Here is a 14,270-nt window from a genome sequence, read left to right on the forward strand (position 1 = left end):
AAGTAATTGCTTTTCCACTCTTTTTTCTTCCACTCTGTCCGGAAAATCGACAGAGTTAGGTTACAATAAAACCAATGTGAACTTACCGTCTCGTTGTCTAATGCCAAGCTTATCTAAATCTGCTGCTATTGCCACTGCCTTGCTTGCCCCATTTTGTTGGGGTAATACTGATGCTCAAAACACGTCGACTCACAATACACCGGTTGTTGAATCCGAATCATCTTCGACTGACAGTGTCGATTCTCTGCGATTAAAGCGAAGTGAAAACTGGGGTATTGCTGCCACGGTAAGAACGGCGGGCGTCCCTTTTACTGAAGGCGGAAGTTCCAATGTCTCTAGCTTTGTTCCCATGATGTTTTATGAAGACGAAGCATTTTTCATTAAAGGAACAGAAGGCGGGATCCGTTTGTGGGAGGAAGGCGATTGGCGTGCCAATGCGATTCTTCGCATGCGTTTTATCGATTTACCTACCGCGGTACAAAATGACATTGGTGGCGACACGGGTGATTTCGGTTTTCAGCTTAAACGTCAGTTAGGTGATGGCTGGTTTGCAGATATCGATCTGTTGTCCGATAAAGAATATCGCTTTCATGGTATCGCAACGCTTGGAAAGCAATGGTCGACTGACAATGCCGATTTTGAAGCAACCTTGTCAGCGCGCTATAAAGATGCCGACTTTAATAGCTTCTATTATGGGCTGTCAGAATACAGGAATGAAGGCGAGCATATAGGCGCAGGGGTCGATGTGAAAACAGGTATGAATGTGCGTTATCACGTGTATTCGAACCTGTACTTGGTGGGTGCTGCCTATGCGACGTACTTTGATGAGAATGTTCGACACGCTAAAACCATAGATACAGATTGGCAAGGTGAGGTCTTCGCGGGCTTTGGCTTCTTTAATGATAATAAGCGCCATGGAAAGAAAGATATTTCAACACGACCATACTGGCGACTGGCTCACGGTTGGGCGACGCCATCAAATATCGGTGAAATTATTGCGGGCGATTCACAAAAAGACCCGTATGGAAACACACTGACGTCCTTGTTCTATGGGCATCCTCTCAGTGATTCCTTGTTTGGCATTCCTTTGGATATTTACCTTACCCCTGGTGTCGTTTGGCACTGGAGTTCGGATGTTCAAGCTTCGTCGTCAGAGTACGTGATGGCGATTAAAGCCTTTTACACGTTTGATTGGCCCACTACATGGCGTCTCGGTGTGGCAGAAGGGTTGTCCTATGTGAACAACATCACGCATGTAGAACGATCAGAAATGGAACGCAAAGGGTACGAGCCTAGTCATCTTCTTAACTATATAGATTTATCACTAGATGTGAATGTGGGTGATTTGGTGGGCAAAAAGAGTTGGAACAATCTCTGGCTTGGGTATTCCATTCATCACCGCTCTGCGATCTTTGAGAAAGCGAGCCAGTTTGGGCGAATCAAAGGCGGCAGCAACTACAACACCATCTACTTACAAATGGATTTCTAGCGAAACCGTTGGCGTTTTCGCTGGGTATTACTAATCCAAATGCCAGACAATAAAAACGGGCGATAAGCCCGTTTTTTGTGTCTGCTTATCAGCCATTACGCCGTGTAGGGCAAGTACCCTGTGAAACCGACGATTTTCCAACCTGATGGCGTTTGTTTCAGATAATAAAGCGTTTGCCATTTCAGGGTTTCAGGCTCTTTACCAACAACCTGTATGGTGCCATCGAACTGCTTACGGGCAATGGCTTTTCCATCTTTCACTTCAATTTGTTCAAGCGTGGTCAGCGTATGAATCGCGTCTTCGAGTGGTTCAGCATATTCAGTATCAAGGCTGGCTCTCGCCGCTTCTAACCATGAATCGCGGTAATCATCGAATCGAGAGAAGGCAAGGTTCCAGTTTCCTGGGTCTTGATCAAACCCTGCGTTAACAGCGAAAAACTCTTGTTCGAGAAAGTCGTTCTCAACCATTGACCAATCCGCTTGGGTGTAAGCCTTAATATCTTTGGCTACCAGCATGTCCCAAATTTCTGCGCGGTCAGAATCTTTACCCAAAAATGGATTGCTTTTAATCACTTATAACTCCAAATGAAGGAATGTTAGATGCGTCATGAAACGGGATTTTTAGACAAAAGAAAATGACGGTTTTATCAGGCTGAGAGGGAGATCGATATTCACTCTGCGGAGAGGTGAAAAAAAGGGCGGTTTGCCATAAAACAAAACGCAGTGCGATGGCCGCCCTGCGTTTTGTTAGCAGTCGTGAAGCTTAAGACATCAGAGCTGAAAGTTCGTTGGACGCTTGTTGGAATGACTCGGCGGCAGGGGCTTCACCCATCGCAAGCGCTTCACTATAAACAAACTCAATGTCAGTGATGCCGACAAAGTTCAATAACGTGGTGAGGTAGCCCGTGATATGGTCACGCGATGTGTCTTTGTGCAAACCACCACGTGTGGTCACAACAATGGCTTTTTTACCGGTAAGCAGACCTTTTGGCCCTTGCTCTGTGTAGGCGAATGTAACGCCAGCACGAGCGATAAGATCGAACCAGTTCTTCAGTTGAGTAGGCACAGTAAAGTTGTACATGGGCGCTGCAATTAGCAAGGTATCGCAGGCTTGGATTTCGTTGATCAATTGTTCAGACAACGCCAGAGCGTCTTGTTGACGCTGCGTTGGATTTTCCGCGCCACGTAAGCCAGCCATTATTTCGCCATCTAGCATAGGCACAGGGTGCGCTGCCAAGTCGCGCTCGATAACGAAATGGTCATTGCCTGACTGCTCAATCGCTCCGTCGATCAGTTTTGTTGAAGATGAAAATTCGCCAAGAATACTCGATTTCAAAACCAAAACACTTGCCATTAGACGCTCCGTAGATTTTTTATAAAATACTGATTTCTTTATTGATGCAAACTATAAGCAAAACGTTGGACATGACAAAGCGCAAATTTCCGTCGCTATCGTTCGAATAAATTGAACAAGTTAAGATGTAGGGCTGGCAGGATTGGTGGGCTGGTCAGAAGTGAAGCCCAAAAGAGAAGTAAAATATAGATAGGCAGATAACAAAAAGGCTTCCCTTAGGAAGCCTCTCTCTAGCAATACGCTAAGTGCATTAACCGCACTTAGAATCGCCGCAGTTCAGACAAGTTTGGCAACCGTCTTTCACAATCACTGCTTTGTTGTGGCATTTGTAGCAAAGGGTCGCACTTGGCGGGAAACCGGTGTTTACAGGCTCTTCTTCCTTCACTTCTTCTTTAGCTGCGTTTTCAGCACGCTTAGCTTCAAGAAATGCTTTTTGGTGCTCATCCATTTCAGGATTACGCAACATGCCGATTTTCATCAGGTGCTGTTCGATAACATTACCGATTTCAGCAATCAGTGATGGCACGTATTTCCCTTTATTCCAGTAGCCGCCTTTTGGATCGAACACTGAACGAAGTTCTTCAACCAAGAACGTGCAGTCACCACCTTTACGGAACACCGCTGAGATGATGCGTGTTAGCGCAACAATCCACTGGTAGTGCTCAAGGCTTTTGCTGTTGATGAAGATTTCGAATGGGCGACGGATTTCATGGTCCGTTCCTTCGTTCAACACCACATCGTTGATCGTGATGAACAGCGAATGCTCAGAAACGTGCTCAGGCGTTTTTAGCTTGTACGTGGTGCCAAGCAGGATTTCTGGACGTGGCATTTCTTCATGCATTGTCTCGATGGTTGGCAGTTCTGGTACAAGCGCGACCGGTGCAACGTCAGCAGAGTCTTTGCTCTTTACTTTGTATGAAACAATTTTGCTTTCAATTTTACGTGTCATAACGAATTACTTCTTTCATAGTGGATGGCTTGCTCTCAAGCCATCCCAACAATCTTATTCCGGTACGATTAGAACTTACCGTAGTAACCTTCTTTCAGCGCATCGTAAAGGTTAGCCGCCGAGTGAATTTCACCGTCGTACTCAATCTTTTCGTTGCCCTTCGCTTCGAAGGTAGAACCGTCTTCTAGCGCGAATACATACGTGGTGTTTTCAAGATCTTCTTCTTTCACCAATACGCCTTGGAACACTTCAGGGTTGAAGCGGAAAGTCGTACAGCCTTTCAGACCTTTATCGTAAGCATCCATGTAGATGTTTTTGAAGTCTTCAAACGGGAAGTCAGTCGGTACGTTAGCCGTCTTTGAAATCGAAGAGTCGATCCAACGTTGCGCTGCTGCTTGAACTTCAACGTGCTGACTTGGCGTAATGTCATCAGCAGTAATGAAGTACTCAGGCAATTGCTCGTCTTCTTTGGTGCTGTATGGCATCGCTTTGGTGTTGATCAGTTCGCGATAAGCCAGCAATTCAAAGCTGAATACATCAACGCTTTCTTTCGATTTTTTACCCGGCTTAATCACGTTACGCGTGTAGTGGTGAGCGAAGCTTGGCTCAATACCATTACTTGCATTGTTCGCTAGCGACAGTGAAATCGTTCCTGTCGGTGCGATGGAGCTGTGGTGAGTAAAGCGGCCGCCTTTTTCAACCAGTTTGGCAATCAAATCTGGGCGAATGTCGCCAATCTGCTGCATGTAACGGCTGTATTTAGCGTGAAGCACTTTACCTTTCACTTTGTCGCCGATCTTAATGCCATCCACTGCCATTTCAGGGCGTAGACGCAGCATTTTAGCGGTAACAACAAACTCTTGGTCCATGACCGGTGCAACGCCTTTTTCTTCAGCGAGTGCCACAGCTTGTTCCCAACCCGTAATGGCCATTTCTTGCGAAACTTGCTCAGTGAACGCGATAGACGCAGCGCTGCCGTATTTGTGGCGTAGCATAGTCAGCGTTGAGCCCAAGCCCAAGAAACCCATGCCGTGACGACGTTTGGTTTCAATCTCTTCACGTTGTTTCGCTAGTGGCAATTGGTTGATCTCAACCACGTTGTCCAGCATACGTGTGAAGGTGGCAACAACCTTGCGGTACATTTCCCAATCGAACTTAGCATTCTCAGTGAACGGGTCACGAACGAATTTGGTTAGGTTAACAGAACCAAGCAGACAAGCGCCGTATGGTGGAAGCGGTTGCTCGCCACACGGGTTGGTTGCACGAATCTCTTCGCAGAACCAGTTGTTGTTCATCTGGTTTACTTTGTCGATCAGGATAAAGCCTGGTTCAGCGTAATCGTAGGTTGACGTCATGATGACGTTCCACAGGTTACGTGCTGGCATGGTGCGGTAGATCTTACATGCGATACGGCCAAGTTCGTCTTCAACAAAGCCTTCGCTGCTTGGCCAGTCAGCCCAAACAATGTTGGCATCGTTGTTTAGGTCAGTTTTGTCCTGACGTGCTTCTTTTTCTGTCACAGGGAAGATCAACTGCCATTCGCCGTCGTTCTTCACTGCTTCGATAAATTCTTCGTTGATCAACAATGACAAGTTGAATTGACGTAGACGACCGTTTTCACGTTTTGCACGGATGAATTCCATCACATCAGGGTGACGGATATCCATGGTACCCATTTGCGCACCGCGACGTCCGCCAGCAGACGATACGGTAAAGCACATCTTGTCGTAGATATCCATGAACGACAGTGGGCCAGACGTGTAAGCGCCAGCACCAGAAACGAATGCACCACGTGGGCGTAGGGTAGAGAAGTCGTAGCCAATACCACAGCCAGCTTTTAGCGTGAGGCCTGCTTCGTGAACCTTACCCAAGATGTCATCCATTGAATCTTCAATGGTGCCACTCACCGTACAGTTGATGGTTGAGGTTGCTGGTTTGTGCTCGAAAGCGCCAGCGTTAGACGTAATGCGTCCTGCTGGGATAGCACCGTGGCGAAGCGCCCACAGAAATTCTTGATACCATTTATCTTGTACCGATTTTTCTTCGAGATCAGCTAGAGCACGAGCAACACGCTTGAACGTATCATCGAGTGTTTCGTCGATTGCGTCACCGTGTTTGCTTTTTAAGCGGTACTTGCTGTCCCAGATTTCCATGGACGTATCTTGGTATGGAATTGCTAGAACACCAGTAAGTTCGATTTCAGAAGCTGACTTGGTTTTGGCCATTATAAATTGCACCTCGAGAGTAATGCCGACTTGTTGAGCGAAACTTGGCCAAAGACACTATATTGTGTCTCTGATTGGCAAGGGCGCAGATCAAACCACTATATCGTGTGATCTTCAAGTCTTGACAAGCACACTTTATCGAACAAATTTTACTTCTCTTTCTGCCACAGCGCGTTGTGTGTTCAAACTGTTCTGATAGTAAAACCAATAAGGGAGACATTGCCCAAAACTTGGTCACCTTCGTCACATCAGATACAGGCAGTGAAACGTTGCTGGTATGTTGTTGAAAGGTTGCCTTGCAAGGGTTTTGTTGATCTTTGGTCGTTTACTAAACGTGTAATAGGCAGCCAGTGATTGATACCAAAAGGCTAACGCACACTTTTGACAAATAGCTTTTGTGTTTTCACGCCATGCTGGTATAAGCCTTTGCGAAATCACAGTTTTCCAATACATGGAGCACTGTGTTTGAAGACGGTCTACTATCTCTAAACGCGCACAATAAAGTTGCCAATGGACTGCGTATGTAAATACAATGTTTCGTTTGCGTGTGGGAAATGCCAAGCGCGATATCAAATCAGCCTTGAGTAGCGAAATGAAAAGATTTGAGGAAAGGCGCTAATGAACCTGTTTATGCTAGATGTCGATGGTACGCTCATCGATAATTATGATTTTGACTCCGATTGCTTCCGATCTGCAGTAGAAGAAGTGATGGGTATAGCGTTAACCGATGAGTGGGGGGCATTTACTAATGTCACTGACGTCGGCATTTTAGACGAATTGATTGACCAAGAAGGTCTGCGCCATGAAAGAATGCGCATTCAAAGAGAAGTAAAAGCCCTGTTTTTGAGTAAACTGCGTGTTTATATTGCCAATAACGCCACCGAATTAGCGGCTACGCCGGGCGCGATTAAGTTCGTGAATGACATGAAATCTCACCCTAACGTGATTTTGGCGATTGCGACAGGGGGCTGGGAAGAGTCGGCAAGAATGAAGCTGAAAGCTGCTGGTTTTGATGTCAGCGGTGTGAGCTTTGCATCTTGCTCAGATGCAATGACACGCAGCGAAATCATGGCACTGGCTGCATTCCGTGCCAAACAAGATACAGGCGCTGTGTTTAGTCGCCGTGTGTATTTTGGTGACGGTGAATGGGACAAAATGGCAACCAGCACCTTAGGATATGAATTCGTTGCGGTAGGCACCAAAGTGCAGCACCACACGCGTATTCCTAACTTCGCTCACTACGATGCGATTTTTGGTAAGCTTGGTCTTAGTAATATGCTTAATGCCAAGTCCGCGTAAGCATAGCTAACGCGAGATTGAACCCGGCTTACGCTGCGGTTAAAACAAAAACAGCGCCCAACGGCGCTGTTTTTGTTTGTCCGTTGCTCATTGCCACATCTTGTCGTTATGAAAACCTCAAGATCTCACATCAAGGCTTAGATATTAGCGTGAGCAGATTTTTCAGACTGCTTAGCGAGTTTTGCTTTTAGTGCGTCAAAGTAGACCTTGGTTTCATCGGCCACGACATGGCGTAGCATGATCAAGCCGATGAGGTTAGGAATCGCCATTAAGCCGTTGACGATGTCAGCGAGTAGCCAAATCATGTCGAGCTTAATGAACGCGCCTGACAATACCAAGGCAACAAACACCAACTTGTAGGGCAGAACTGCTCGTTGACCAAATAAGTAAACGACGCAGCGTTCACCGTAGTAGTTCCAACCAAGAATCGTCGTGAAAGCAAAGAACATGAGGCCGATGGCAACAACAATAGGGCCGAAGTCTTGGTTCAAGCCAAGTGAAAACGCTTCAGTGGTCATGCGAGCGCCTTCAATATCCATCGACCACACACCTGTCAACACAAGCGCCAAACCCGTCATCGAACAAATCACAATGGTGTCGAGGAAGGTACCGACCATCGAAATCAGACCTTGGCGGACGCATGAGTTAGTTTGCGCCGATGCAGCAGCCATCGGCGCGCTGCCTAGACCTGATTCGTTTGAGAATACGCCGCGTGCTACGCCAGACTGAATAGCAAGCATGATGCTTGCACCGACAAAACCACCAGTTGCTGCGGTTGTTGTAAACGCAGACTCAACAATCAAGCTAATCGCAGAAGGAATCGCGCTAGCGTGATTGAACAAAATGGCGACACAAGCCGTGACATAAACCACTGTCATCGTCGGGATGATTTTGCTGGCGATGCCTGCGATAGAGCGGATCCCACCAATGGTGACGGCTGCCACTAAGACAGTAAGCACGACTGCGGTGACATGATGCGGGACATTAAACGCGATATAACCAGCGTCAACGATGGCATTCACTTGTGGAAAAGTCCCGATACCAAAGCAGGCAACACCAATCGTGAAGAAAGCAAAAAGGCGAGCAAGCCATTTTTTGCCCGCACCTTTTTCAAGGTACAGCATCGGGCCGCCTAGCATGTTGCCGTTTTCATCTTGCTCGCGATATTTCACGGCAAGCAGACACTCAGCGTATTTGGTTGCCATGCCGAATAGAGCAGCCATCCACATCCAAAACAGCGCGCCAGGGCCGCCCAATTTTATCGCGGTAGCAACACCGACAATGTTACCTGTACCAATGGTGGCTGATAGGGCCGTACATAACGCGGCGAAACTAGAGACATCGCCTTTGTCTTTCACGCCTTTTTCTTTGGTGAAAAGGTATGTGAGTGCAAGAGGCAGTTTGAAAAATTGAATGGCACCAAGACGGAAGGTGAAATATACCCCCGTTCCCACTAGCAATAGCAGCAGAGGTGGACCCCAGACAAGGTTGTCGATGGTTTGAAGAAAGTTATAAAGTGAATGGTTCATGATTCCCCCTTTAATGCCAAGCTTTCAATGAAAAGTGATGAAAGTGTGGGCTTAAATTAAAAGGAGGAGAATAGCTGCACAAAGCAGCACTAAAGCGCAAGCTATAGTGCAGTTTTCTCCTCTGTCCTTTTGCCTGAGAGTTTCACTCAAAAATACGTTCATTAAGAAATGAGGGTAAATTGAGTTTGCTCCTTCGGCGGATAGGTCGTGCCTATCTCTCTCCAGAGGCTCCTCCAACAACAGTCCATACTCAGGTGCAAATGCACCAACGAGTGCCTGAAAGATTTACTTCTTCGGCGGATGGCAAAGGCCATCTCTCTCCTGCTGTCTTCAACGGAACGTCAAATTGTCGATAGCATCATAGATCACAAAAAATCGAATGCAACGTAAAATAGTGAGTTGGATTAACTTTCAGGCTGAGATGGGTGAAACTGATGATTTATGTTAACGAAATGTACTCGCTTTGATAATTAAAAACGAGGCCAAGCACAAAACTTCATCAATTGGGTGCGCAGAACCATGGGGAAATTACTATCTTAATAGTGAGACAAATAGACGCGGGCATGTTATCGCAACGCTTGAAGGTTCCCCCTATAACACTCAAGTTTTCTCTGCCGCTGCCGATAAATCTTTATCAAAGTAATCATACGATTAGAAATGACCACGTTTAATGAACTACTCGGTACCAAGCCGGGTGACACTGAATCTACAGTGAAGCAACGCTATAAGCTGCTTTCAACGCGAGTCCATCCTGACAAAGGTGGGTCGAAAGCGTTGATGCAGCTTGTTAGGCATGCTTACGACAATATTGTGAAAGGGAGGGGTGAGAGTGCCTTATCCGTTCCTGCTGCCGCGTCTGCTGGTGGCGCAAATTCGTTGGCCTTGGAGCGCGAGTTGTCACGGGTCAAAAAGGATCGTGATGAACTTGAGGCGTTAAACCAGCTGCTAAAAGTGCAACTCAGCCAAGCGCAGAAAGGGCAGAGCATCGGTGCGAACATCAATGCGAGTGCAGACTTTTCTCGAAAAGTAGCTCAACTCGAAGGTGAACTTGTCCTGTTGAAAGAAGAACGTAATCGTCTTGCTCATCAAAAAGAGAGCGCGATTGCGGAACAGAATAAGCTGGCCGGTGAGCTACGTCGTGCTTTGTCTGATAACGAAGTCATGGAAACGGAGTTGGACAGGAAGTCGGGATTGAAAATGCCCGGTTTGCTTATTTGGGCACAGAAATTTTGGCTTCCGGCCATGGCAATGTCATCTCTCGTGATTGTTGTGGCACTGAGTGTGAAAATGATCGACTGGTCATTTGTAACCGTATGGTTTGATGAGAAGCCTCCAGAGGCCGCAGCACCAGTTGTTCGAGTCGTCCATGCGAAACCGAGCGAGAAAGTCTTGCCGTTAGCAGAGAGCGACGCCATGGACACAGAGATGACAGAAGACGAAACACGTGCTTTACCGTTTTTGAAGCTGACACAGCAAACGGGTATATGGTCTCTGGCGTCATACACGGAATCGAACCAACCCTACATTGCGATAAGAAGCGACAATGGTTCTTATATCGTCAACGATTGTTCAGGTGATTTTCGCTTGTATCTCAACAAACCTTACAAGCCACTCCGTGTTGCTGCTAACTTGATATATCAACATCAAAATCAGCACTTTCACGTATACAGAATCCCTTATGGACAAGGGTCATCACCGAAGAGTTGGACACAAAGCCGGAAGTTGAAAATCAACGAAGAATATTTTACGAGTCAGGCATTTACGTCGAGCCGCGTGGAACTACTGGATCAGTGTCAAAAAATAACGTTGTAACAAGCATGAAGGCATATTTAGATATAACCTTATAAATAACTGAAAGATAAGGATCATAACCGTCGATGACAGGTGAGAGTTACCTTCTACAAGCATTGAAGCCAATTCGCCAAGATGTCCCATCGGGCGTAATGGCTCGTCAGCGTCTTGTGGTCAGTGATTGTGTCAGTGTTAAAGGCTTGGTCACGGGCATCGGTATCCCCGAATGGTCTGACGGTAACGAACCTGCGAAGAACGATGCCAGCGTGGTGACAACGTTAATGCATTCTGGTTGCAAACTGTTGGGTAAAACCCAGTCTGATGATTTTGGTACCAGTATTAGCGGCCAGAATCCTTTCTTAGCCAACCTCAAAAACCCTATCTTGCCAAATATTCGTTTAGGTGGGTCTTCTTCTGGTGCAGCAATTGCCGTGGCGAAAGGCGCTGCCACCTTGGGTATTGGTAACGACTGTTGTGGCGGTGTTTTGATCCCCGCGTCATATTGCCACTTGTTTGGTTATCGCCCGTCGCAAGGCATGGTCGATTTACGCGGCGTCGCAGCGTTGTCGCCATCATTTGATGCGATTGGTTTTATGACAAAACAACTGCCAATCTTGCAGCAAGTGGCAGAAAAATGTTGGACCAAGCCCGCCAAAGCCGTTCAACTCAAATCGATCAAATACGCGACATCTCTGTTTCAGGAACTTCTCCCAATTGAAGCCATGTTGGAATGGGAGATCACAATGAAGGAAAGTAATGTCTCTGTGGAACATGTTCCGAGCTTTAGTAAGCTTGCGCTGACTCAAGCTCATAACATCCATACGGTGATGCTTGGGCGAGAAGTCGACTTGCAGTATGGACAATGGTTTGATGTTCACAAGCCCAAGCTTTCTGACGAAACGGTAGAGCACTTAGAGCGTATACGAGGCAACAGCTTTAAAGAGTTTGTGGTCACTAAAAAGAAAAGAGAGCTGTTTAGTCACAATATGCAGGGCTTCTTTTCAAGCGGCGAAGTGTTAATGATTCCTACCTCTCCGGGGCAATCGCCTGATGAGATGTTCGTTGATGAAACCTTTTTACTCAATCAACGCCGGCTTTATGCCATTGCCGAAGTGGCTGGCTTAGCGCAACTTACAATTCCTTTTGTGACTGTTGGTGGCGCACCGATGGGCATTTCATTCCTGGCCCATCACGGTGAAGACCGCTTGCTTTTTGACGCAGCGAGTCGCTGGTTAATCTAGTCATTTTTTTTCATTTTATTGCTAAATTCCTTTCATTCACTTCTGTGTAACATAGTGATGTGCATACAGTTTAATGCCTCACTATGCACTCAATTTTTGCACATTAAATCATGCGAAAAAAACATCGTGAATTGGCATTAGGTCAAGAAAAATTTATTTTTTCGATGTTTTTAATTTAACTTATTGTTTTTAATGTAAATTAAAGCATATGGCCTGTCGCTAACCTATCAACAGATTCTGTGGATAACCACGTGAATTATTTGGGGGGTTGATTTTTAATTGATTGAATTTAAATGATTAATTTTGATTCATAAAGCTTGATTCAGGCTAGTGAGCGTTGTGAATGGTTTTATGTTAACAATTCACACGTTAAGTGATGACGTTTTGTTTCAAATTGCACGTATGTCTTGGTGTTTTTTACTCAAAAAGAAAGAGAGGTAAGTGGTAAAACTTGCCTCTCTTTGGTGTTTTGGGATCGCTATTTAGAATTGATTAGTGATTCAAAGAAGCCCCTTGTTGCTGCTCAATCAAATCATCTGCACCGTTGTTGTTTGCATCAGTGCCGCCAAAGTCATCCTCACCGTCAAGTTGTCCATCTCCATTGGTATCGAAACTGGCAAAGCGAGTAGTGCTCAGGTCGTAGTTCGTTCCATCGTTTGAGGCGTTCTGGCTTTCTACATCTAGGAAGTCAGGAATACCATCATCGTCGGAATCAGGTGCGTACGAAAGAAGCCCTTCGAAGTTGGGATTGTCGATCAACAGGTTGCCATCAAAATCTCTAAGCCCAATCTCGACAATGTCTGGAATAGAATCATTGTCGCTATCAAGGTCTAGGTCATTGGATATCCCGTCGCCGTCCGTATCTGTCGTGAAGGCAACACCCGCAAGCGGGGAAACCGGAATAAGCTGGAAGTCTCCTAAACGTATATCGCCGTTGTAAAAGCTACTATCGACATAAAAGTCAGGCGTTTGGCCAGAATAGAATGTTGTTCTTAGGATCGTTCCACCGTTGCGATAAATGACCACTCCCTGCTGAACGTCGATCGACAGCGTATCGTCGACAGACACCGTGCCAAAGGTTCCGATGCTACTGCCATTTTCATAGATGTATAAGGTAGAACCCACGATATAAAAGGCATAGTCAATGTCGGAGAAATAAGCCGAGCTTTCGACACTTCCTAGACCGATCATATTGTTGCTACCCAAGGATAGAACCTCAAAGCTCAGGCGATAATTATCAGTGAATCCGTACTCTGAGAATCGCACTGAATTCGCCTGCCATGTCCAGCTGCCGCCATTGGCATTGAGCTCTCCGTTTGTCACGTTGGCATTCCCTGTGAGAACAGGCCATTCAGTGACAAGCACGGGCACTCTTAGCTCACCAATGTTAGATAAACCGTCATTATCACGGTCTAAATCCGCATTGTCGCCCACGCTATCACCGTCGGTATCGGTCGTCTCAGTGGCGTCCGTTGGGAATGCATCGCCGTTATCACCCACGCCGTCGCCATCCGTGTCCGTGTCTTCATTCGGATCGAACGGGAAGGCGTCGTAGATATCGAGGGTGCCGTCGTTATCATCGTCCTCATCGTTCGGGTTGGAAATACCGTCACCGTCCGAATCTTCGGCACGATCATCAACCCCGTTGTTGTTGGTGTCACCGCCGCCTTCACCGTCTTGAAGGTTAAGCATGCCGTCACCGTTGGTGTCGAACGCCGCGAAGTCATAGCCGTGCATGTCGAAGGCCGTGCCGTCGTTCTCGGCATTTTGGCTTTCCAAATCTAAGTAATCCGGAATGCCATCGCCGTCAGAATCCGGCGCAGGGTTAACACTGGCTTGCAGGTCGATGCTATCGACCATGAGATCACCGTCTGCATCAGTTAGACCGGCTTCAACCACATCAGGGATGGTGTCGTTGTCTGAGTCCAAATCCACATCGTTAGTCACGCCATCGTTGTCAGCATCTGCGGTCAAACTCGCACCAGAAAGCGGGGAGAGCATGATGTCACTGAGCTGGAATGCGCCGCTGTAGAAACTGGAGTCCACATAGAAATCCGGTGTCTCTCCTGAGCGCGTGGTGGTGTGAATGGTGGTGTCGTTATGCAAGTAGGTCACGGTGCCCGCCGTGACTTGCAACGCCAAGGTATCACCGGCTGCGATGGAGAATGCGCCGCTGTAGCCACTCGGATAACCGCCATTCTCGTAGAGGTACACTGTGCTGCCCACCACGTAGAAAGCATGATCGATGTCAGCGTAGCTGGCCGAGCTTTCGACACTACCGAGACCAATCATGTTGTTGCTGCCTAGCGCGTCTACGACGAACGAGAAGCGGTAGTTATCGTTGTAACCATACTCGGAGAAACGATCGGAGTTCGCTTGCCATGACCAGCTGCC

9 protein-coding genes, 1 pseudogene and 1 riboswitch are annotated in these 14,270 nt (G+C 46.9%); of the genes and pseudogenes, 4 read left to right on the forward strand and 6 right to left on the reverse strand.

The genetic code is table 11. The features are described 5' to 3' along the window. Nucleotides 1-100 precede the first annotated feature (100 nt). Nucleotides 101-1,489: a MipA/OmpV family protein gene (locus Q365_RS0115105; RefSeq protein ID WP_028024133.1), complete on the forward strand. Its 1,389-nt coding sequence runs from the start codon at nt 101-103 to the stop codon at nt 1,487-1,489. Between the two features lie 95 nt (nt 1,490-1,584). Here Q365_RS0115105 and Q365_RS0115110 read toward each other — a convergent pair whose 3' ends face one another. From Q365_RS0115110 to Q365_RS0115125, 4 genes are all read right to left on the reverse strand, one after another. After that, entirely contained in the window at nt 1,585-2,061 is a 477-nt protein-coding gene (locus Q365_RS0115110) for a hypothetical protein (protein ID WP_028024134.1), read from the reverse strand. A 190-nt stretch (nt 2,062-2,251) separates the two neighbouring features. Continuing rightward, nucleotides 2,252-2,842 carry an FMN-dependent NADH-azoreductase gene (locus Q365_RS0115115; RefSeq protein ID WP_028024135.1) on the reverse strand — a complete coding sequence of 197 codons (591 nt, stop codon included), beginning with the start codon at nt 2,840-2,842 and terminating at the stop codon, nt 2,252-2,254. A gap of 250 nt (nt 2,843-3,092) precedes the next feature. Next, nucleotides 3,093-3,791, reverse strand: coding sequence for a TSCPD domain-containing protein (locus Q365_RS0115120; RefSeq protein ID WP_028024136.1), 699 nt, complete (start codon nt 3,789-3,791; stop codon nt 3,093-3,095). A 68-nt stretch (nt 3,792-3,859) separates the two neighbouring features. Beyond that, nucleotides 3,860-6,016, reverse strand: coding sequence for an adenosylcobalamin-dependent ribonucleoside-diphosphate reductase (locus tag Q365_RS0115125; RefSeq protein ID WP_028024137.1), 2,157 nt, complete (start codon nt 6,014-6,016; stop codon nt 3,860-3,862). Nucleotides 6,017-6,634: 618 nt separating this feature from the next. Between Q365_RS0115125 and Q365_RS0115130 the strand changes: the two genes are divergently transcribed. After that, on the forward strand, nt 6,635-7,315 hold the full coding sequence (locus tag Q365_RS0115130; protein WP_028024138.1) for an HAD family hydrolase: 681 nt from the start codon (nt 6,635-6,637) through the stop codon (nt 7,313-7,315). 137 nt (nt 7,316-7,452) lie between these two features. Here Q365_RS0115130 and Q365_RS0115135 read toward each other — a convergent pair whose 3' ends face one another. Continuing rightward, a complete protein-coding gene (locus Q365_RS0115135) occupies nt 7,453-8,844 on the reverse strand; it encodes an alanine/glycine:cation symporter family protein (RefSeq protein ID WP_028024139.1) in 1,392 nt (463 codons plus the stop codon). A gap of 111 nt (nt 8,845-8,955) precedes the next feature. After that, nucleotides 8,956-9,079: riboswitch (glycine riboswitch) on the reverse strand. Between the two features lie 422 nt (nt 9,080-9,501). Here Q365_RS0115135 and Q365_RS0115140 point away from each other — a divergent pair. Both Q365_RS0115140 and Q365_RS0115145 read left to right on the forward strand, forming a co-directional pair. Further along, nucleotides 9,502-10,656, forward strand: a complete 1,155-nt coding sequence (locus Q365_RS0115140; RefSeq protein WP_028024140.1) for a hypothetical protein — start codon at nt 9,502-9,504, stop codon at nt 10,654-10,656. 65 nt (nt 10,657-10,721) lie between these two features. After that, a complete protein-coding gene (locus Q365_RS0115145) occupies nt 10,722-11,876 on the forward strand; it encodes an amidase family protein (protein WP_028024141.1) in 1,155 nt (384 codons plus the stop codon). A 492-nt stretch (nt 11,877-12,368) separates the two neighbouring features. Here Q365_RS0115145 and Q365_RS26890 read toward each other — a convergent pair. Next, nucleotides 12,369-14,270, reverse strand: a pseudogene (locus Q365_RS26890) (hypothetical protein); the annotation flags it as partial.

Source organism: Enterovibrio calviensis DSM 14347 (genome assembly GCF_000621165.1).
GTDB lineage: Bacteria > Pseudomonadota > Gammaproteobacteria > Enterobacterales > Vibrionaceae > Enterovibrio > Enterovibrio calviensis.